The 22,157-nt window shown below is 37.9% G+C and carries 21 protein-coding genes; all 21 read right to left on the reverse strand.

Annotation, left to right across the window (positions count from 1 at the left end):
• Nucleotides 1–10 precede the first annotated feature (10 nt).
• Nucleotides 11–289 carry a helix-turn-helix domain-containing protein gene (locus G525_RS0114060; protein WP_025743375.1) on the reverse strand — a complete coding sequence of 93 codons (279 nt, stop codon included), beginning with the start codon at nt 287–289 and terminating at the stop codon, nt 11–13.
• 276 nt (nt 290–565) lie between these two features.
• Nucleotides 566–1,417, reverse strand: a complete 852-nt coding sequence (locus G525_RS0114065; RefSeq protein WP_027126739.1) for an RteC domain-containing protein — start codon at nt 1,415–1,417, stop codon at nt 566–568.
• Between the two features lie 506 nt (nt 1,418–1,923).
• Nucleotides 1,924–3,882 (reverse strand): heavy metal translocating P-type ATPase, encoded by a 1,959-nt coding sequence (locus G525_RS0114070; protein WP_027126740.1) that lies wholly within the window; start codon nt 3,880–3,882, stop codon nt 1,924–1,926.
• Nucleotides 3,883–3,915: 33 nt separating this feature from the next.
• Nucleotides 3,916–4,458, reverse strand: a complete 543-nt coding sequence (locus G525_RS0114075; protein WP_027126741.1) for a hypothetical protein — start codon at nt 4,456–4,458, stop codon at nt 3,916–3,918.
• A 459-nt stretch (nt 4,459–4,917) separates the two neighbouring features.
• A complete protein-coding gene (locus G525_RS0114085) occupies nt 4,918–5,277 on the reverse strand; it encodes a SpoIIAA family protein (protein WP_027126742.1) in 360 nt (119 codons plus the stop codon).
• 23 nt (nt 5,278–5,300) lie between these two features.
• The gene (locus tag G525_RS22395) at nt 5,301–5,477 is read right to left on the reverse strand and encodes a hypothetical protein (RefSeq protein ID WP_164674149.1); all 177 of its coding nucleotides are present in this window, start codon (nt 5,475–5,477) and stop codon (nt 5,301–5,303) included.
• Between the two features lie 9 nt (nt 5,478–5,486).
• On the reverse strand, nt 5,487–6,803 hold the full coding sequence (locus tag G525_RS0114095) for an APC family permease (protein ID WP_027126743.1): 1,317 nt from the start codon (nt 6,801–6,803) through the stop codon (nt 5,487–5,489).
• 80 nt (nt 6,804–6,883) lie between these two features.
• Complete coding sequence (locus tag G525_RS0114100) at nt 6,884–7,318, reverse strand: Fur family transcriptional regulator (RefSeq protein WP_026753622.1); 435 nt, start codon at nt 7,316–7,318, stop codon at nt 6,884–6,886.
• Between the two features lie 37 nt (nt 7,319–7,355).
• Nucleotides 7,356–9,884 (reverse strand): heavy metal translocating P-type ATPase, encoded by a 2,529-nt coding sequence (locus G525_RS0114105; RefSeq protein ID WP_027126744.1) that lies wholly within the window; start codon nt 9,882–9,884, stop codon nt 7,356–7,358.
• Nucleotides 9,881–10,243, reverse strand: coding sequence for a SpoIIAA family protein (locus tag G525_RS0114110; RefSeq protein WP_027126745.1), 363 nt, complete (start codon nt 10,241–10,243; stop codon nt 9,881–9,883). The genes G525_RS0114105 and G525_RS0114110 overlap by 4 nt, the downstream gene beginning before the upstream one ends.
• A 44-nt stretch (nt 10,244–10,287) precedes the next feature.
• Complete coding sequence (locus G525_RS0114115; protein WP_027126746.1) at nt 10,288–10,710, reverse strand: Fur family transcriptional regulator; 423 nt, start codon at nt 10,708–10,710, stop codon at nt 10,288–10,290.
• A gap of 15 nt (nt 10,711–10,725) precedes the next feature.
• Nucleotides 10,726–11,064 carry a P-II family nitrogen regulator gene (locus G525_RS0114120; protein ID WP_027126747.1) on the reverse strand — a complete coding sequence of 113 codons (339 nt, stop codon included), beginning with the start codon at nt 11,062–11,064 and terminating at the stop codon, nt 10,726–10,728.
• Between the two features lie 108 nt (nt 11,065–11,172).
• Nucleotides 11,173–12,432, reverse strand: coding sequence for an efflux RND transporter periplasmic adaptor subunit (locus tag G525_RS0114125; protein ID WP_027126748.1), 1,260 nt, complete (start codon nt 12,430–12,432; stop codon nt 11,173–11,175).
• 16 nt (nt 12,433–12,448) lie between these two features.
• On the reverse strand, nt 12,449–16,864 hold the full coding sequence (locus G525_RS0114130; protein WP_027126749.1) for a CusA/CzcA family heavy metal efflux RND transporter: 4,416 nt from the start codon (nt 16,862–16,864) through the stop codon (nt 12,449–12,451).
• 118 nt (nt 16,865–16,982) lie between these two features.
• Nucleotides 16,983–17,378 (reverse strand): hypothetical protein, encoded by a 396-nt coding sequence (locus G525_RS0114135; RefSeq protein ID WP_228547182.1) that lies wholly within the window; start codon nt 17,376–17,378, stop codon nt 16,983–16,985.
• Nucleotides 17,379–17,452: 74 nt separating this feature from the next.
• Nucleotides 17,453–18,898, reverse strand: a complete 1,446-nt coding sequence (locus G525_RS0114140) for a type IV secretory system conjugative DNA transfer family protein (protein WP_027126751.1) — start codon at nt 18,896–18,898, stop codon at nt 17,453–17,455.
• On the reverse strand, nt 18,895–19,923 hold the full coding sequence (gene mobB, locus G525_RS0114145) for a MobB family relaxase (protein WP_027126752.1): 1,029 nt from the start codon (nt 19,921–19,923) through the stop codon (nt 18,895–18,897). Before mobB ends, G525_RS0114140 begins: the two co-directional genes overlap by 4 nt.
• The gene (locus G525_RS0114150) at nt 19,923–20,471 is read right to left on the reverse strand and encodes a BfmA/BtgA family mobilization protein (protein WP_027126753.1); all 549 of its coding nucleotides are present in this window, start codon (nt 20,469–20,471) and stop codon (nt 19,923–19,925) included. Before G525_RS0114150 ends, mobB begins: the two co-directional genes overlap by 1 nt.
• Before the next feature lie 531 nt (nt 20,472–21,002).
• A complete protein-coding gene (locus tag G525_RS0114155; RefSeq protein ID WP_008992777.1) occupies nt 21,003–21,200 on the reverse strand; it encodes a hypothetical protein in 198 nt (65 codons plus the stop codon).
• Nucleotides 21,201–21,211: 11 nt separating this feature from the next.
• Entirely contained in the window at nt 21,212–21,592 is a 381-nt protein-coding gene (locus G525_RS0114160) for a DUF6876 family protein (protein WP_025743391.1), read from the reverse strand.
• Nucleotides 21,593–21,673: 81 nt separating this feature from the next.
• Nucleotides 21,674–22,009 (reverse strand): single-stranded DNA-binding protein, encoded by a 336-nt coding sequence (locus G525_RS0114165; RefSeq protein ID WP_008992779.1) that lies wholly within the window; start codon nt 22,007–22,009, stop codon nt 21,674–21,676.
• Nucleotides 22,010–22,157 lie beyond the last annotated feature (148 nt).

Here is a 22,157-nt window from a genome sequence, read left to right on the forward strand (position 1 = left end):
CCAAAACGATTTAGAATTTGTTATGAACTTTATTATTTTCCATTACGCTAATTATTTCTTCGTAATCGTAATAGAGTACACCCCCTACTTTGGTGTAGGGCAATGTGCCATTAATTCTTAAATTCTGTAACGTGCCAGAAGAGATTCCCAAAAGCTTTTTTACTTCAGGGGATTTTAGCCACCTTTTGGTAATATGACCAGATTGGCTATTGAGTAGTTCCTTGATATCATCGAGCAGTTCCATTTTGAATTCTCGAAGGTCGTCTGTGGTAATAATACTTGTGGGCATAATAGAACGGATTAAAAGAAAGGGACTACCGTTTTGCTTTCATCTAAAATGATAGCCCCTGACCTGATTTGACTTTCGTTCTACAAAATTGGGGTAGTTTGCTGGATTTTATTCACAAGTTAGGCCTACTTGGGTGTTTTTCTTCTCTCATTTTCAATGTAATACAATAGAGGGTTTTGGTACTTCTTCAGAAAAAATACCCTATCTAAAAACCACCAAATAAAATGAGATTTTCCATAAAACAAGAAACACCCAAGTTGAAGCATCTTGGGTGTTTTATTTTACGTTATCAGTATCATCCATCCGTTTGGTCAACTGCTTTTTCAGAATATCCAAAAATTTGGTTCTGCCATTTTTACGCATCCGTATTTCCAAAAAAGCCCTGTAATAATCGCCCAAGTCTACTTTAAATGTTTTTTCAACAAAATAGGCAATATCTTTAATGTCAACAGTACCATTATTAATGACATCTGTACTGTGCAAAGCGTATATCAGTTCAATTAAATATATTTTGTGGGCTGTCCAGGTAATTTTGGTTTTACTTTGTAACAATCTTAAACTTGCATAATTTCCATTATTCTCCAATTTATCAATTTCCCGTTTTAAGTGTACAATCAAAAGGTCGTAGGCTAAAATTGAGGCCACGGTACTATCGTGGCTTGTTGCAAATTCTTCATCAACAAAAAAGTGAAATGAGTCTGGGAACAACCGAATATCTGCCTTGCCTCTTAAAAAATATTGCTCATCAAATACAGTAGCTTCCCTGCGGTAATAATGGTAAAAATCAAGATTGTCGTTAAAGTAGGTTTGAAGTTTCTCAATATAATTGTTCAAATACTTTACTTGCGATTTATTGCTTCCCCTGGGTCTTTTACTTTCAATGTTAAATAATTTTACGTAATAAATAAGTTTGCTATAAATTTTTGGTTTAGTACATTTAAAGAAATGAATTTCCTCTAATTTGGTTTCAAATTCATAATCAACTACGATACTTCTAACTGATTTAAGGGTCTGTTTTGCAAGTTTAATCCCTTTTTCAGCTTTGAGTAAAATATCTTGTTCTTCTATTTCAAGAATATCTAATTTATTGTCTAATTTTTTTAATATATCGTCGTAATTTGTCGTCATTCATTCTGGGTATCATTATTTTCACTTAATCTTCTGCAATAGCGTTGCATTTAAAATTGTAATTAATTAAATAGATATAAAGTACTTTAGGAATTGCAAGAACAGTACAAAGAAGATTAACACAATAACAACGATTAGAATACTAATCCAAATTATTTTATCTTTTTTGGTAATACTATTTTTTACAGAGGGTACTTTATTGCTTTTTTTATTTCGTCTATTCCGTCTATTTTCCGACATAGAATATCATTTTTACTATATATCAATCATTTCCACTTCAATTTTTGTAGCCACACAAACCACTTGGAATATTTTATTATCTTAATTCATTAATGCTTATGAATATTTCCTTTTAGCACAAAAAAATAAAGCAGAAATGCGGCTATTACCATAAGGATTATCATAAGAATACCTTTGACCTTATCTCTTTTTGTGATGTCGGTATTCGATGATTTCCGATTTTTTTTGTTTCTTCTATTTCTTCTTTTTTGAGACATTCTTTTATACTATTTCCAATTCATCTTCTGTAATCGAACCGCATTCAGAATGGCTAACAAGGCCACGCCTACATCGGCAAAAACTGCTTCCCACATCGTTGCCAGACCACCTGCGCCCAAAACCAAAACCACTGCTTTTACACCAAAGGCCAACCCAATATTCTGCCAAACGATGCGTCTTGTAGAGCGTCCTATTTTTATGGCTCTAGCTATTTTACTTGGTTGGTCTGTTTGGATGATTACATCTGCGGTCTCTATCGCCACATCGCTGCCCAAACCACCCATTGCAATGCCAACATCGCTCGCTGCCAAAACCGGTGCATCGTTGATGCCATCGCCTATAAAGGCTACTTTAGTATTAAATTGTTTTTTCAAATGCTCAACTTCGTTGAGCTTATCTTCTGGTAACAAACCGCCTTTTGCAGTATCAATACCCATTTCTTTTGCCACTTGTTGGGTTATGGAATCCTTATCGCCGGAAAGCATTATGATTTTGGAAATTCCAGATTCTCTAATTTGTTTGATGGCTTCGTGGGCATCTTCTTTCAATTCGTCTGCAATGATGACATAGCCAGCGAATTTACCATCAATGGAAACCATTACGATGGATTCTACAATGTTGTCGGTTTCAGATGGAACTTCGATATTATTTGAAGTCATCAATGGTTTATTCCCAACTAAAACAGTTTTGCCATTGACCATTCCCCTTAATCCTTTTCCTGCGACTTCGGTTACTTCTTTTGCCTGAAAATCTTCGCCATCGGCTTTATATTCCATTATGGCCTTGGCAATGGGATGGGTGGATTGTTCTTCCATTGCCATTAGGTATTTCATAAATTCGGGTTCATCCCAATCAATGGTTTTTATTTCCTTGATTTTGAAAACACCTTTGGTCACGGTTCCGGTTTTGTCCATTACCACTGTGGTTATCCTTGTCATTTCATCTAAAAAAGATGCTCCCTTAAAGAGAATTCCATTTTTTGAAGCTGCTCCCAATCCACCAAAATAACCCAACGGAATAGAGATAACCAAGGCACACGGACAGGAAATTACCAAGAATATCAATGCTCTATATAACCAATCGTTAAACACATAATCATCCACAAAAAAGTAGGGCAAAAATGTTAATCCAATCGCCAAGAATACCACAATAGGTGTATAGATTCTTGCAAATTTTCTAATGAACAATTCGGTTTTTGATTTACGAGCCGTGGCATTCTGGACCATATCAAGGATTCGGGCAATGGAACTGTCTTTAAATTCCTTGGTGGTTTCGATTTCAATAACGCCATCAAGGTTGATGCTTCCTGCAAATACTTTTTCTCCTTTTGCAATGGTGTCAGGTTTGCTTTCGCCCGTTAATGCTGCGGTATTGAACGAGCCTTTTTCGGACAATAAAATACCATCCAAAGGAATTTTTTCGCCCACACGGACTTGCACTTTTTCGCCAATAGCAACGATTTCGGGATTTACAGAAACATAATTGTTGTTCCTATAGACCAAGGCTTCATTAGGTCTTACATCTAGTAATGCCTTGATGCTTCTCTTGGCTCTTTTAACGGCGGCACTTTGGAACAATTCGCCTACCGCATAAAACAACATTACTGCCACACCTTCGGGATATTCGCCAATGGCGAATGCACCTATGGTTGCGATGGACATCAATAAAAACTCGGTAAAGAAATCGCCATTTTTGATGCTGTTCCAACCTTCCTTTATCACAGGAAAACCTACTGGAAGATATGCGACTGCATACCAGACAATACGTATCCAATCTTTAAAAAAAGCTACGTCAAAATAATCCATCGCAATACCAATAATCAGCATTACAAAGCTGAAAATTGCTGGTACATAAATTTTAAATTTCCCTATACTTTCCGGACTGCTATGGTTGTGGCCATCATTGCGCTTGTGATTATCGGATGAAGTTTTATTTAAATCTCTTAAATTCAGTTTCTTTTTTTTCATTTATATCAATTATAATTTTATTTAAATTCACAGTCATTCCAATCTCAACACCAATTGGGCAAACTGCACCTCTATGGTATCATCGATACCCTCTATTAAGGAATCCAAACCAGTATTTGAAACCAATAATTGTCCGGTTGCACTTATCAGGCAGGACATACTTACTCCTTGTTCTATATGGGTAATGGTTGCTTTAAATTGTGATTTAAAGGATTTCCCTTGATAAGTAACATCTATCAGCCAATTAAAGTTGATAGGGTCGTGCCGTTTTGATAAAAAATCCTGTGATGGAATAGTGCCAGTAAACCGAAGTATTAAAGGGTCTTCCCGCTGTTCTAAAAGGGCATTGATTTTAGGACTATATGTTGATAAAGTCTTAAGGTCGAGTACACCATTGACCACTTTGGAATCATAATCAAGATATAGTGCCAATTTATGGCTTTCTGCCTTGATGGGTTTATCATCAACCAAAGTCATCATCATAATATGACCTTCTTCAGTTGTATAAACTTTTTGGGCATTTACCTTATAATAACTAACCAACAAGATTATTAAAAAACAATGTTTAATATTCATAATGCGCATCTTTACTTGTATAATTTAAAAAAGCAGCTTCTACTTTTGCTTTTAATACTATTAATCATTTTGCTTTAAAAAGCATCATAAAAGCTGCCTGCTATTAATTAAGTTTTCACTTAACTTATTTAAATAAAAAATTTCGCTCATTCCTATAACGATTTACCGCTACTTGTTATCTATATCCTTTTCTCGTTTACCGAAATAATAAATTAGCGCAACACTTGCACCTAATAAGCCAAACAGAGTGTTCTCAAAAATTTGATTCCCATTGATATTTAAAATTTCAATGAAATTATTTATTAAATATTGCCATCAATTGATTTTGTAATTCTGGCTGCTAAACGTGAAAATTGTTATCCCAAAAGGTTGAAGGATAAAAACACCTATGGCAAACCCAATTAAAATGGTAATAAGAATGCTTTTTTTATTCATCGTCTGTCTTTTACGGAAGTAAGCTTACTGGCTCTCAATCCAATTTTTGGCATCTTCCTTTTGGTCTATATTGAAATACTTAATATCGGCATTGGTAAAAGGCTTCATAAATTGTGTTATCCAATTCTGCCATTTTTTATCTCCTACCATTGCTATTTTTTCATAGTCCGTGGCGTGGGCTGTGTCCATTTTTAGGTCTTCCCATAAACCAGGTAAATCCCAACCTGTAAAGTTGACCATCTCAAAATACCACCGGACTTTCATTCCTTTGTCCAGTATGGCGTGGATAAGTGGATGGATTTTTTCTATATCTTCTTTTCTCAATTTGCCCGAAGCTTTTGTTGCAACAATATTTTTTTCTTTTAATTCGATTATCTGTAACATTTTATATAGTTTTTAATTAATAATTATCCTTCTAAATCGTAAAACCATTCTTCCGCCCTTATGATGCCTTCTGATAAAGCTTCTTTTGCTGAAATATCTTTTTTTTCAATTAGTTCTTTTGCTATGGACAGGGCTTTTTCTCGTACAATAGGATTTAAGGTATCTAGGTCAGTTTTAAAATCTTCAAACATCCAGTCCATAGCTTCATTTTAATGGTTAAAAAGTTCCTTTTCTTTTTCAGGGTCTATTTCATCTTTTGACTTTTTGTCCAAAAAATAATCAAGCACAATACCCACGATAACAGCACCTACGAACGCTGAATAAACCTGCCAATTAAATTGGATTATCAATGATAGACTTATAAGTATCGCCAAAATGGGTAAAATCGGCACTCGTCCTATAGCCAAAGGAACTTTAAATGGTCGTTCTTGCTCTGGTGCTTTAAACCGAAGCACGATAAGTGCGACATTTACGGCAACAAAAACAAGTAAAGCGCCTAAAGAAGACATACCTGCTACAATCTTAATATCGCCCAACAATAAAAATCCCGCAACTGCTGCCATAACTACAATAGTAGTAACCCACGGTACTTTCTGTGCATTGGTTTTGGTCATAAACTTTGGAAGTTCTCCGACACTGGCCATTCCAAAAAGCAGCCTACTTATGGATATGATACCACTAAAAGCAGCATTAGCCGTAGCAAAAAGTGCAGCGATAGCCAATACCACAGGCAACCAATTGTTGAGATTGGAAGCTGCAAGAGAAAGTGGCGAATCCACGTTTGCCAAAGCGGAAGGGTCTGCAATATTCAAAACCGTAAAAGCAATAAATAAATAAATTATTGTAGTTATTACCATAGTCATTAAAAATGCACGGGGAATTGTTTTCCCTGGGTTCTTAACTTCCGAACCCAAAGCTGCCATATGTTCAAAACCAGTATAGATAAAGAACAGTGTAGCTGTGGCCGCCAAAGTTCCAGAAATCGATTCAATTTTAAAAAATTCTGCTTTGGGTGGACCAGTTTCCAAAAGTCCAAATACTATCAATAATAACAATCCCAAAAGTTGAATGCTGACCATAATAATATTTGCTGTCGACGATTTTGTGATGCCTGTAATACTAATTAATGACAACACCAATAAAATGCCATAACTTATTAGAAGAGAGGGCATATTAAAAAACGTATTGAAATACCCCGAAAAGGCAAGTAACACGGCTGCAATGGTGGCCGAACTATGAAACGCAATCGTCCAACCCGTGAGAAAAGACGGAATATCAATTTTTGGAAATGCCTTGCGTACAAAAATAAATTCCGCACCAGCATTGGGATAGGTAGAGGACAACTCTGCATAGGACATTGCAGAGACACTAGCCGCAATTGCTGCAAAAATAAAACTCAACCAAAGGTCTGTGCCCGCTTGTCCAGCAGCTGCACCAATCACGGTATAGATTCCTGCACCCACAATCGTGCCAACGCCATAAAAGGTAAGTCGAAGCGTACCCAAAGATTTTTTTAGTTCTGCCATATTTTTTAGTTAAAGAGGGTGGAAAAAACCTGAACTGGACCATTGGGCGCAAAGGTTCAAGGTTCAAGTACTCCCACCTGTTATTTTTTCCTGCATTTTTCACATATTCCTTTCAATACAAGGTTCACATCGTTCACTTCATAATCGTCTGGCAAGCTCTCTTCCGATATTTTATTTGGTAAACAGATTGTTTTCCTACAATCGGTACAATGAAAGTGCATATGTAAATCTGTACCGTATTTACCTTTGGCGTTTTCATCAGAAATCGCATATTTTGCCACTCCGACCCCATCATTAATCTGATGAATCAACCCTTTATCCTCAAAAATCTTGAGGTTGCGATAAAAGGTAGTTCTGTTTGCTGTTTTATTGGTTTCGCTCTTTTGAACAAAAGCCTTTTTCAAATCGGAAAAGGACACGGCACTTTGTTTCCTTTTCAGGAACTTGTATATCTTCGACCTCATTTTAGTAGGGCGAATACCGTGATATGATAATATTTTTTCCGTTTTGGTCATTTTAACCTTGATTCAAAAGCAACCCTTTTTATTAAATTTATTTCTTATAAGCCAAAAGCCTTAACGCATTAAAAACCACAAGTAATGTTGAGCCTTCGTGGATGACCACTGCAATACCGATATTGGCCCAACCCATAATGGTCGATGGGATAAGCAATGCCACAATACCGAGGCTGACCCAAAGGTTTTGCTTGATAATGGCCTTTGCCTTCCTGCTCAAACCTATGGCAAAGGGCAGTGTTTCCAGTTTATCAGCCATTAGGGCAATGTCCGCAGTTTCCAAGGCCACATCACTGCCCGCTGCACCCATTGCGATACCTACGGTGCTGTTTGCCATTGCAGGGGCATCGTTCACACCGTCGCCTACCATTGCGACTTTGGATTCCTGTTCTTTTAATTTTTTAATGGCATTTACTTTTTCCTCTGGCAACAGGCTTCCCCAGGCATCGGTCAACCCAATTTCTTTAGCAACGGCATCGGCAACCTTTTGATTATCCCCGGTTAGCATTATCATCCGCTTGATACCGATTTCCTTTAATTTTTTCAGTGTTTCCTTGGCCGCTTCCCGTGGGGTGTCCATCAGGGCGATGATACCTATATATTCTTTGTTCCTTCTTATGAGCATCGTAGTATTTCCACCACCTTCAAGTTCTTTTACTTTATTCGATATATCTTCGGATGGTTTTGCTTCATCGAGGTCTTCGTACAAGTCAAGGTTTCCAATATAGATTTTATCCTTGCCCAAAGAAGCTTTGATACCTTTTCCGAGAACTGCTTCCAAATCTGACGCATCGATAATATCAGTACCTTTCAGACGCTCTTTCCCATCCCTTACGACGGCTTTGGCCAAAGGGTGGTCGCTCAAGTTTTCAACGGCAACGGCTATCTTTAACAGTTCATTTTCTTCAATATCCCCCAATGGTACTACTTCGGTAAGTTTGGGCTTGCCTTCGGTAAGCGTGCCTGTTTTATCAAAAGCCAAAGCGGTCAATTCGCCCAAATCTTCCAGCGGTCTCCCACCTTTAATGAGTACACCACCACGCGCTGCTCGCGCCACACCGCTCAATACGGCACTTGGTGTTGAAATGGCCAGAGCACAGGGACTTGCAGCTACCAATACCGCCATTGCACGGTAAAAGCTGGCACTAAACGGTTCATCAATGACCAGAAAGGCAAAGAGCAAGACACCAACCAATATCAGTACGGATGGCACAAAGTATTTTTCAAACTTATCGGTCAACAGCTGTGTGGGGGACTTTTGGGTCTGCGCCTCGTTGACCAGTTTAACCAATCGGGACAGGGTAGAGTCTTTGGCTTCTTTGATTACCTTAATTTCCAACATACTATTACCGTTGATAGTTCCAGCAAACACACGGTTTTCATCCTTGATATCATCGTCTGCCGAATAGTTTCTGTCCTTATCTTCCACAGGGATTTTGTCCACAGGTACACTTTCCCCAGTAATTGGTGCTTGGTTTACACTACTTTTTCCGTTGACCACGACGCCATCTGCGGATATTTTACTATTGGGCTTGACCACTATAATATCGCCAATACTCAATTTCTCAATCCCAACTTCTACAGTCTTACCATCTTTTTTAAGCAAGGCTGTTTTTGGTGCAAGGTCTGCAAGCGCGGCAATGCTTTTTCTTGCTTTGTTCATTGCGTAATGTTCCAAGGCGTGCCCAAGGCTAAATAAAAACAACAACAGTGCACCTTCTGCCCATTCTCCCAGAATGGCGGCACCAATGGCAGCGACCAGCATTAAAAAATCAATTTCAAAACCACCCTTGGCCACAGTTTGAACCGCTTCCTTGGCCGTAAAGAAACCACCGAAAAAGTACGCGCCAATGTACAAAGTAAGACTGACCCAATCCGGGATGGATTCCACATAAGAAAGCCCGAAACCTATCCCGAGAAGTGCCCCACAGATAATGGAAAAAATAAGCTCCGTATTTTTACCGAAAACCCCACCGTGGGCGTGCTCTTCTCCTTCCTCGTGGGTCTCGCCCTCCTTGTGCTCGTGGCCCTCTGTGGAAGTTTGCTCTTTAGTATCTTCCTTCTTTGAACGTTCCTGTTTTTTTTTGGATGCTTCGGTGTAATTATTTTCGTTTGAAGAACTCCGCTTAACCTGAAGGTCTTCCTTTTCAATCTGTTTACTTATTTCATCAAAATTTGTTTGCTTTTTATCAAACTCAAGGCGCACCATTCCAGAGGCCGAAACGGAAGCCTCCAAAACCCCATTGATTGCCAAAAGACTTTTCTCTATGGAACGTGCCTGTCTTGTATGTCTGATTCCTTTAACCTCAATGAGCAAATGCCCGTATTTTTCGGTAATTTCAGCACCAGTCCGTTCGGCGAGGGATTGAATGCGGTCTATAGAAATGATATCGGGGTCATAATGAAAACAGAGCTGTGGTGTGTCATCTTCCTTTGTATCGGCAACGTGTACTTTTTCGATGCCCTCTTTAGCCTGTAATTCTTTTATAAGCCGCTCAACACAAGTATCTTTTTCGTTTGGAACTTGCGGAAGGATAACTGGAATTTTTAGTTGTATTTTTTTCATTTTTTACTATTTTTTTTTATCCATTCTTTGGCATCGTCTTTTTCTTCTGGCTTATAAAATTTTATATGAGCTTCTGAAAAAGGAAGCAATGCCTCGGTAAATTGCTCCTGCCATTTAACGCTACCCACTAAAGCAACACGCTTTAAATGCGTTTCATTCGGAAGATTTAATTCAATGCCCTTCCAATAGGCACTTACCGTCCAGCCTTCAAAATTTTGCATTTCAATGTACCAGGAAACTTCCTGATATGCAGTTATATGTTCTGTTAAGACCGGTATCAAGTTTTCATAATCCTTGGCATCCAGCTTATTCTCTGCCACCATATATACAGTAGCCTCTTTTTTATAGATTGTTATCATTGCTCACTATTTATAAATGATAATTGAATTTAAAAACCAAACGTTTAATCCAGATTGTCGCTGCATTTTTCGCAAATGCCCTTTACCACCAAGTTGATATCCTCGGTAATATAGCCATCAGGTAAGTTGATATGAGGGATTTTATGCTCTGTTAAACAGACAGTTTCATTACAATTGTTGCAATGAAAGTGTAAATGAAGGTCGTTGCCGACCTCGCACTCACAATTTTCTTCGCAAAGGGCGTATTTTATAACACCTGTCCCATCCTCAATTTGATGCACAATACCTTTTTCTTCAAACGCTTTCATAGTCCTAAATAGGGTGCTTCTTTCACTGACCTTAAAATCCTTTTCCAAATCGCCAAGACTGATGGCTACCTTTAATTCCACCAAACGTTTATAAGTCATTAGGCGCATAGCCGTAGGTCGTATCCCTTTGCTTTCAAGTAGTTGGACTATTTTTTCCATTTGCAACAAAGTGTTTTATAGGTCGTACCGTTTTAAGGAATCTCCAGATTTAATCTGAAAGGCATCTTCAATATTTGCTATATAAATAATACCATCTCCAGGTCCGTCGGTTTTGGCGTTGGCTATAATTGTTTCAATGGCCACTTGGGCTTCCTCATTTTGGCAGACCAGTTCCAACTTAACCACTGGACTATCTGTCACGTGAAAATCCAACGACGGTCTTGCACCTTTTGACTTAAAGGCGCCAGTTCCTTCTGCTTGTGAAAGGGTCATACTTTTAAATCCATTATCTGATAGTGCTTCAATGACTCTTTGGATTCGGTTCGGTTTTATAAATGCTTTTATTTCCTTCATATTATGAATATTTTAAATCAATTTTGAACCGAGCCTGTTTTCTAATTTTTAACTAACTAATTAAGACGATAAACAAACCCGGAATCAAAATCTTTGATTATTATTGAATTAATGTCCGTGTTCCAGTTCGCCTTTAACCATTTCCGAAGAGAGATTATAAGCTCCGTTTATGACAACTTTGGCGTCCTTTGAAACTTCGGCAGGCAGATTGACTTCAACAAAGCCTAAATCAGTAATACCAACCGTTACGGGTATCATTTTAAATTTCATTTTGTTCGCTTCCATTTCTCCATCTTCATCCAGAATAAAAATAAAGGATTGCTCGCCTTCTTTTATAACGGCGGCTTCCGGTACGGCGAAACCTTTTTTCTCACCTTGCACTATTCGCCCTTCCACGTACATACCCGGCAATAGGTTTTTATCCTCGTTTTCAATATCTGCCAGAACTTCCAAAGCTTTTGGGTCGGTGTTAAATGTTTTACCCACAGACCGAACGGTTGCTTTAAGCAGTTCATCTGGACGAGAGGCCGTAGAAAAATATATCTGTTGTCCTTTCTTGATTTGCTTTATGTCCTTCTCATATATTTTGAAGTTGACATAAATCTTTGAATTATCGCTTATTGAGAACATTTTGGATTGTTGCGCCACGTAATCGCCAAGGCTAATCATTACTTCATCCACATAGCCACTTATGGGTGTGGTAATGGGAACAGCGGAATATATTTGGCCTTCAGCCACTTTGTCCGGATTAATGCCCAACAGTCTCAATTGGGACCGCAAACCATTGACGCTGGATGTTGTGGAACGAAATTTTGACTGCGCCATCTGAAATTCCTTTCCAGAAGAAACACCTTTGTCATAAAGAGTCTGCTTGCGCTCAAAATCCTGTTTCAAAAAGACCAGTTCGTCATTTTTTTCCTGATATTCCTGTTGCATTGCAATGATATCTGGGTGTTCTATATATGCCAATACCTGTCCTTTACTTACATTATCTCCAGGTATTACTTTTATGGAACTCACATTTCCACCAACAAACGGACTGATATTCGCCTTATCCTGTGGGAAAAGTTCCAGCGTACCTGTTACCTTAATGTTGTTCCCTAAATTCCGTTCCTCCAAAGATTTCATTTCCAAACCGATGGTTTCAGCTTGTTGCTTTGTAAGTTCTACAACGCCTTCTTCCTCGCTGTGACCACCTTCTTCCTCTCCTTCAACGTGGCCTTCTTCGCCGTGTGCATCTTCTCCAACTTCATTGGTCTTTGATACACCTTCGGCTTCATTATGTCCAAGTTCAGATTTTTGGGCATCATTACAACTCATAAACATAAGTGTAAATAATACGGTACTAACTAATAGTATATTCTTCATTTCTCTTTTTTTAAGGTTATAAATTGCCCAATTGATATTGCATATCAATGGTCTGCTGGTTATACTGATTGATGTATTGTAAATGGTTTTGTTTAATACGGATGGCACTATTAAGAATGGTGATATAATTGACGTAATCTATTTCGCCTTCTTTAGAAGCCAACTGCGCTGTGGTAATTTGTTCTTCTGCCAACAATAGTGCGCCTTCTTCGTAATATTGCAAAATCTTCTTTGTTTTTTCGAGTGATTTGGTCAATTGTGAAACACGACTTTCTGTAACCGCTTTTTGCTCCAAATATTGATTCTCTGCTACCATTGCGTCTGCCTTGGCTGCCTTAACCCTTGACTTCTGCGGAAAAAACCATAACGGAATACTAATACCTGCCTGATAGGTATTAAACCCTGAAACATCATCCACAACCTGCCTGCCATATGATAAACTGAATTTCGGTAGGAATTGCGATTTTTCAACGCCCACATTTGCTTTACTTACTTCGGCATTTTGCAAGGCATATTGCAACATTGGGTTATTGGCAACCGAAGTTGAATCCAATGTCGCCATAAAATCCAATGGCTCGTAAAAACCATCTACCGTCTCGATGGTTTCATCCGTTCCCAAATATTGTTTTAAGGCACGTTTGGCAATTTCAATATCATCAAAAGCTTGTTGCCTCAACACTTGAATCTGTTGAAATTCGGAAGAGGCTGAAATAAATTCCAACTTGCCTGTTTCTCCAGTGTCATACCGAAGTTGGGCAGCGGACTTAAAATTGGCATAAATACTGTCCAATTGGTCTGCAAAACGCAACTGTGCCTTGTAATAATTAATTTGGTCATAGGCTTGCATCACATTGCGCACCAACTGTTGTTCACTGGCCACATAAAACTTTTCTCCCAAGGCAATGCGCTCTTTATAAAACTTCGATTTTGAAAATCCTGAAAGCAAATCGATATTGCCCTGTTGCACGCCAACGGTTGTTTGCACTCCAGGAAGATTATTGCCATATTCTTCTTTGCCCGTGAAAACTTGTGTGCTACCAAGGTCAAAACTCGTTCCCTTTAGTGCCTTTTCCCGTTCAATAAATGCCTGACTTTCCTTAAGCGATGGATAATTCTGTTTTGCCATAGCAATGGCCTCATCTACAGTCAAGGTTTTTGGCATTGTTCCATTTTGATTGGTGTCTTGGGCAAAAGCAGTTCCAGAAGCCATCAAACCGCCAACCATCAATAATACGGTTACAATGTTCGTTGATTTGTTGACATAGCTTACACCTCCATCGTTATTGTTTCGTTCCTTTCTCGATTCAAGCCAATAATAAAGAATAGGAATAACCACCAAGGTCAGAAATGTTGCCGTAAGCATTCCTCCAATGACTACTGTCGCCAAGGGCCGCTGTACTTCGGCACCACCAGAGGTAGAAATCGCCATTGGGATAAAGCCCATAATTGTTGTAATGGCTGTTAATAAAATTGGACGTAAACGTTCGTGCGTAGCTTCATATATACGTTTTTTTAAATCTGTCATTCCACTGTCTTTTAATTCATTGAACTTATTTATGAGTATGAGTCCGTTTAATACGGCAACTCCGAAGAGCACGATAAATCCGACTCCCGCGGAAATACTGAAAGGCATTCCACGAATCAACAAAACGAAAACGCCACCAATGGCCGCCAAAGGCACTGCCATATAGATCATCAAGGCTTGTGTAACTGAATTCAAAGCAAAGTAAAGCAGAACAAATATTGTTAATAGAACGATTGGGACTACAATCATCAATCGGTCTGATGCTCGTTGTAGGTTTTCAAATGATCCGCCGTAGGTTACAAAATAACCTGGTGGCAGTTTAACATCCGTTTCCAATTTTTGTTGAATTTCCTCGACCATCGATTTTACATCGCGCCCACGAACATTCACGCCCACGGAAGTACGACGAGAGGTATTGTCTCTTGAAATCTGCATTGGTCCGGGTTTATAGCTGATATCTGCCACCTCCTTTAATGGTACTTGTGCACCGTTTGGCAGGTCTATATAAAGGTTTTTTAAGCTATTGATGTCTTGTCGATATTCCTCTGCCAAACGAATGACCACATCGAACCGTTTTTCCCCTTCAAAAATGACTCCTGCCTGTTCTCCTGAAAATGAAGCACTTACATAATCATTCAGCTTATCAACGGTTACACCGTATTGTGCCATTTTCGCACGGTTATATACCACCGTCATTTGTGGCAAACCACTTGTAGCCTCCACATTAATGTCAGCCGCTCCGGGAACGGTCCTAATTACTGCCGCGATTTCCTGTATCTTGTCTGCCAAAACGTCCAAATCTTCTCCGTACAATTTGATGGCCACGTCTTCACGGACACCAGTCAGCAATTCATTAAAACGAAGTTCTACAGGTTGTGTAAACACAAAATTTACGCCGGGAACTACTGAAATTTTTTCTTGAATCTTTTCTATGAGTTCTTCTTTACTATCTGCGGATGTCCATTTACTCTTGTCCTTTTCAAGAATAATATAACTATCGGCAATATCCATAGGCATTGGGTCTGTTGGTATTTCAGCCACACCAATCCTTGAAACTACTGTTTTTACTTCCGGAAACTCATTGATTAAATTCTGAAGTTTCTCTGAGGCCTCAATAGATTCTGAAAGACTGCTCCCTGGTTTTATCAATGCTTGAAATGCAATATCGCCTTCATCAAATTTAGGGACAAATTCTGCTCCCATATTGCTAAAAATAAATCCTGCAATCAAAAGCAAGGCAACCGCGCCTATAACCACACCTGCCCGAAAGCGAAGTGCAAAATTTAATATAGGCAGATAGATACGATTCAGAACCCCCATAATTTTATCACTGAACCTATCAATCTTGTTTTCAAATTTGGCAAACCAACTATTTTGATTTTTAGCAGGTTTTAAAAATAATGATGACATCATTGGTACGTAGGTAAGGCAAAGAATAATTGCCCCTAAAACGGCAAAACCAAATGTAAATGCCATTGGTCGAAACATTTTCCCTTCCACACCGGTCAAAAACAGAATAGGTGTAAAAACTATAAGAACAATTAGTTGACCGAAGAAGGCAGAATTCATCATTTTACTTGAAGAGTCATAGGCGATTTCATCCATTTCAGCTTGGTTAATGGCGGTTGTGGATTTTTTCATCCGTTGATGAATGTGGAAAACCGCTCCTTCCACGATAATCACCGCACCATCTACAATAATCCCAAAATCGATCGCACCCAAGGACATTAAATTTGCCCAAATGCCAAATTGTTTCATCAAAATAAATGCAAATAATAGGCATAAAGGGATTATCGACGCTGCTATCAAGCCACCACGGAAGCTTCCTAAAAGCAAGACCAAAACAAATATGACAATAAGGGCACCTTCTATTAGATTTGTTTTAACGGTACTTGTGGTTGCCTCAATAAGTTCACTTCGACTTAAAAAAGCATCAATATAAACGCCTTCCGGCAGGGATTTTTGAATTTCTACAATACGCTTTTCCACATTTTCGATCACGTCGCCTGGGCTTTCGCCTTTCAGCATTAAAATTTGTCCGCCCACAGATTCGTGTCCATCTTGGGTAAAAGCGCCATAGCGTACTTGGCTGCCATATCCAACCTTTTCAGCGACATCCCGTATTAAAACGGGACTACCGTTTTGAGTAGTTACAACTGTGTTTTCCAAATCGGCGATACTTCGGGCCAAGCCTTCGCCACGGATAAAATTGGCTTGGTTATTTTTTTCTATATAGGCACCTCCAGTATTGGCATTGTTCACTTTAAGGGCTTCAAAGACCTGGTTCATTGTAATACCGAAACTTTTTAGCTTATTGGGGTTTATGGCTACTTCATATTGCTTCACAAATCCTCCAAAAGCATTTACCTCGACGACTCCTGGAACTAATGCCATTTGGCGTTTTACAATCCAATCTTGGATGGTACGAAGCTCCATTGCATCGTATTTATCTTCGTAGCCTTCCTTTACTTTTAGGCTGTATTGGTAGATTTCGCCCAAACCTGTGGTAATTGGGGCCATAAATGGCGTGCCGAAGCCTTCGGGGATTTCTCCGGCAACTTCGGTTAATTTCTCTTGCACTAATTGCCGGGGAAGATATGTGCCTGCCTCGTCCTCAAATACGATAGTAACAACTGACAATCCAAAACGAGACACCGAACGCAGCTCGATAACGTCTGGTAGATTTGCCATTGCCAATTCTACCGGATAAGTAACAAATTGTTCAATGTCTTCAGTACCTAAATTTGGGGCAACTGTAATAACCTGTACTTGGTTGTTGGTAATATCGGGTACAGAACCCAGATTTATAGTGGCCATAGACCAAATGCCCGTACCTACAAGTGCCACTATAAAGAGCCCAATAATAAACTTGTTATTAATGGAAAATGAAATGATTTTGTTAATCATAGAAAAAGTATTAATTCAGTTTAAACATCGCAATGCAAAGAAATGCAATGCGTTTATGATGCGATACTTACTTTGAAAAGCATCACGGTAGGATATAGCTATCCTAAAAAAAACTGAATTATACTTTAGGGGGTTGGAAAAGCGATTCCAGATATCTGGAAGTGAAGTTTACTTTATGTAAGTTAAACTGTTTTTTCTCTTCAAACTTTAGTCGATTGGTTAAAACCGAATTGTTGTTCGCAATAATTAATACTAAAGGGTGACAACATTGATGATGGGAATGGACTGGTGTATTCTCCTTATCTGGGTTATTATGATGCCCTTCATTTTTTGCATCATTGTCAATGTAATCTTCAACTACATATTCAAGGAAAGAGTCTCCATAAACTTTATGGTCTTGATAATGGGTAATAATGCTTGAAATTTCTTTAATTGGTCCACAAAAGTCCATATCAATGCTAATTCCCTGAAAAAAGAATAAAATTGACATTGATATGGAAAAGAATATTTTCATAAAGTTTGACAAAGATACAAATTAATCGATGCACAGGCTGTGCAAAAACTACGGTTGTTCTTTATAGACTAATTTTAGTTAACCTTAAATATAGATTTTACCTCTCTATAAATCCGTTCAAAATTGAGCTTTAATTCATCGGTTGTAAAATGTCGATGAGGATATGGTATTTCCCTTTTAATCACTTGTAGTTTAAATTGAACTCTTTTATCCTCGCCATCAGCAAAAGTTATAAACTCGCCTTGTTTCAAACGAAAGAAAACATCTGCCCTGCGTTTGGAAACTTCTTTTTCGCCTGTGGTAATCCGTGTATCAAAATTTAGATTGTGTCCACGATTTATACTTGTGGTTTCCATACGGACAATCTCAAAGAAACGCTCATAATATTTTGCAGTATCTGGGTCATTAACTTTGCCGAAAAACTGATAGGAAAGGTTACTCAAAATAGCCTTACTCGCTTTGTCTCCATATAGCATATCATTCTGTATTTTATCCTGCATCACGTAAATTGTGGCAATATCATAGCTTCTTAAAGTTGCGGGAATGCGGTGCATATTAAGCAGCTTTATGGTAGGGGCTTCTTCCATCATTAAAAAGGACGACTGTTGACCTCTCACGCTCATTTGCTTGATGACTGTGTGCATAATTGCAGCGATGATAGGCGAGTAAGCCGATTCATATTTGGGATGGTTCACAATGCAGATAACAGCAGGATTATCCTTGCTGTTGATATTCAATGGTACTTCATCTTTTGACAAAGCCATAAACAACTGTTGTGAACCTATCTTTTTAAAGGCATTGGCCAATGTGCTTTTTACACCCGCCGTTTGCTTGTCAGAATCCATTCCGTTGATAAAAGCACTTGCCATACTTCGGGAAGTGATATTTGAACTCACAAAAGTAACCAACTGTTTGGTAGTCATCGATTGAAAAATAGCAATCAAATGGGGCAGGGTGCAATATTGAGGATTGGACGTTTTTAGTTTCCAAATCATTCCACCCATCAAACCTTCAACAGCATCACTAAAGAATTTTGTGGTACTGTTTGTATTGGATTCGTTAAACTCCAAAAGATTTTCAATGAGTACCTTGGATAATTCATTCACACTTTCTTCATTGGGCAAATATCTTGGGGCAATTGGGTTTACACGATAATGGATTTGGTCAAAGGCAATGGTGTAGAATTTAATATCCTTTTCTTTAAATAATGGGTAGGCAATTTCGGTAAGTTCAAAATCCTTGTAATCGTGTATGATACCACAAAATTGATGGGTACCAAAATGCTGTAAAAAATTATAGATAACACTTTCTGTTTTACCGCTTCCCGCAGAGCCAATAATCGATGCACCTCGCTTGATATTTTCGATTTGAAATTTTCCACGACGAAGTTTAAAGCGTACCTGATATTTCTTATCTCCGTTTTTGGGCTCTTCTTGATGAAGAAACACATATAAAACTGTACTGACAAACAATACCGGAACAACAATAAAAAGGATGATATGTGGTATTGACATACTCATATCCCAATAGAACCCGACTGTATTGCTCGGTCAATCCCTTTTTTAAACTTGTTGATTATCTTTAATGCCAACTGTACTTTGTTTGTTGGAATATTCATTATGGGTACACCAGATTTGGCAAGTATTTTATAGGCAGTTGCCTTTTCATTGGTTGGCAATCCCGAAAGAATTGAGAAATACAACTTTGGATTTTTCAGGAATGTTTTACGTGCCTTATAAGTTTCAACATAGTTTCGTTTGTATTGAAATAGAGTGTCAAACGTTTTTTCAGAAGCCTTAAAGAATTTGTCCCTATCAAAACCACGTTTTACAGGTTTGCCATTAAAAACGGTTTCCGAAGCTTTGTACTTGCTACCAGGGGACAAACTGTATTTATTGGACATATCCTTTCTGCTCACAATAATATGGATATGGCTTTGAGAGCCTTCTTTAGGCATCCCTCTAACAATGCGTTTTCCATCTTGTTGATGTGGTGCTTCTTTTTCCAATCGGGACATCGTTTGCTGTAATTTTTTGATGTTGCCTTCTAATTCGCCACTTTTAATTTTCCGGATATCGTTCTTAATTTGAAGTATCTTGGTGGCATAAGGTTGGTTCTCCTGAATTTTCCTATCCGTTCCCTTATACGTACGCTGATGCTCAATTTTGGCATAGTATATAATGTCATCTACAGTAACAGCTCGTCCGTTTATTTCCCGATTAAAAGATTTAGCGTACTCTTTCATCAATTCTCGGGTGTACTTTTTCAGTTCCTCGGAATGATTTTGCAATCGCTTCAATTCATAAGCACTCGGATTGACTGTAATGGAATAAAACTTTGGTTCGGTCTTTTTGAGTTTAGCCGTATTTCCGTCAATTTCTTGGATGACTTCCTTACCTGATATTTCTTCGCCATACTGATTGAAAAAATGTTCCATTTCATCAATGGATTTGTCATCGTTTTCTTTTTCGAGATAAGCGACAAAATCGGAAACGCTCTGTGCATAATTGCCATCTAATGTCTGTTTGGTTACTGTGATATACATTATAATTTTTGTTTAATGTTTTCAAATTCATCTTTGCTTAAATCCAGTTTTAAATAGCCACCTCCAAAACTGCTTTTAACATAAGTGGTCTTATCAATGATTTTTTCTAAATCATATTTTACGGAATGGAATTGTTGTTGAACTTCTTCGTACCGATTTCGATAATGATTCAGTTCCTCATTTTCTGTAATCAATTCCTGTTGTTCAAATTCAAATAATTCTTCTTGTGCTTCTTCCTCTTTTGGATTCTCCTGAAAGAGCAGTTCCAACATTGCATTGGTGGGTTTGGTCTGGTTTTTTTCAATATCCCTAATAATGGCTACAAGTGCATTGATTCGTTTTTTTAAGCTATTCTCTAAAGTCTTCATATTTGCACCCAAAGATTCATTTGGGGATAGCTCGTTCAAATCGAAAAAGTTCATCATTGCTTCCAACGTATCAGTATGTGAATGGGTAATTTCCTTGGAAAATTTCCGAAAGCGAGTTGCCACTTTAGGTTTAATACTAATGGCAGAAAAACTGTATTTCTTTTGATGATTTGAACTCATTTACTGTAAAAAATTGCCGTTTTATAGGGGTTTCAAAAGGATTTACTGTAAAACTTTGTTATTTCTCTATTTTATATAACCAGTAATTATTTGAATATCAAATAATTACAACTAAAAACCAATCGTTAACATCGCCTTGGCGTGTTACCCTCTTGCTTCTCAAATTCGTCCCGCAGGGACAAAATTTTTCAAACAACCTGACTGAAAAGTCAGTTGCTTTTTTTCGGAATAAAAAATTCCGATATGTTTAATTTTTGATGGGTATCATTATCGGCGAAAGTCAAATCAAAATGGGATAACGATACTTTAAATTGATACTGCTAACAGTCTTTTAAAGATATTCTATTTAGATATAATATTGAAATACAGATTGTTTCCAAATGGTTAGTTTTGATACCAAAAAATAGGATTTTTATAAAAAAGTAAATTTAAGACGTCGAGTTTTTGAATATTGGCTCTTGTAAATTTGAAAAAAGTAAAGCACAAAAAAAGACCTCTGAAAGTTCAAAGGTCTTAATTCTTGTTTTTATTTTAGATGTTAAAAACGTACTGATATGAATATAGATTTTTTATCGCTTCTTCGTCCAATATCTTATCATAATCCATATGATGTTCATTGGCGTAGGCTTTAAGGTCGTTCCCAAATTTGCTTTCTATATCTTCTTTTGAAACGGAAAGTAGATGTTGTTGGGTTTCGTCATCGAGGTTGTTATAATTTAGATAAATCATAGCCTTACTTTTTAATATTCGCTTGTAAGCATCAACGTATTATCCACAAAATACAACCGTAGTTCATCCAAAGGAAAATCGGTAAAATTGTATCGGTGTATTTCAAATATATTCCCATTTCCATCGCTGTAAATTATTTCAGCTTCATAGCCTGTATAATCCTGTTCCTCTTCCGATAGCCTTTTAAAATCTATTGTTATAAAATGGCTTCGGTTTAGCAAACTTTTGGCGATTACTGAAACATCGGTAATGAGCCAAAAACACTCTGCTACGTTGGCTAAATATTTCAGTCCGTTTGTAAATCGGGTGCGTATTAATGGGATTTGATAGAACATTTCAGAACCGTGAAAATGTTGCAATCCTTCTTTTATTTCGTTAACTTGTGCTTTCATTGTTATATCTTTTTAGAATTAATGATGAAAAGAAGAGGGCACAAACTAATTGAAAACTGGTATTAGTGCCCTCTTTACTTTTTACTTACTACCTAATAATAGGATTTCATCGGCTATCACTTCGGTAACATAGCGTTGATTGCCATCGTCCGTGGTATAGGTTCGGGTCTTTAGTTTTCCAACAACTCCGATTTCTTTGCCCTTTTCGGCATACTTTTCGATAATTTCAGCAGTTTTGCCCCAAGCGACAACGGTGTGCCAATTGGTATCCGTTTGCTTTTCGCCCTTGCCGTTTTTGTAGTATTCATTGGTTGCCAATGATAAACGGGCTACTTTCTTACCGCTTTCAAGGTTCGTAATGGTTGGCTCTTGCCCAACATTTCCAATTAACTGTACGTGATTTTTAATAGTACTCATAATAAAAGATTTAAAAGATTAATATTTCCCTTTTTGATTTAAACTGAATTAAATTTTAAGGGGTGTTTGTATGATTTCTTTCGTGCTCCGCACAATGGATGAAGTGGGTTTTGTCAAGACTTTTAGGGAATAAATCAGGTGTGTTTGC

Source organism: Gelidibacter mesophilus DSM 14095, from assembly GCF_000423005.1.
Classification (GTDB): Bacteria; Bacteroidota; Bacteroidia; order Flavobacteriales; family Flavobacteriaceae; genus Gelidibacter; species Gelidibacter mesophilus.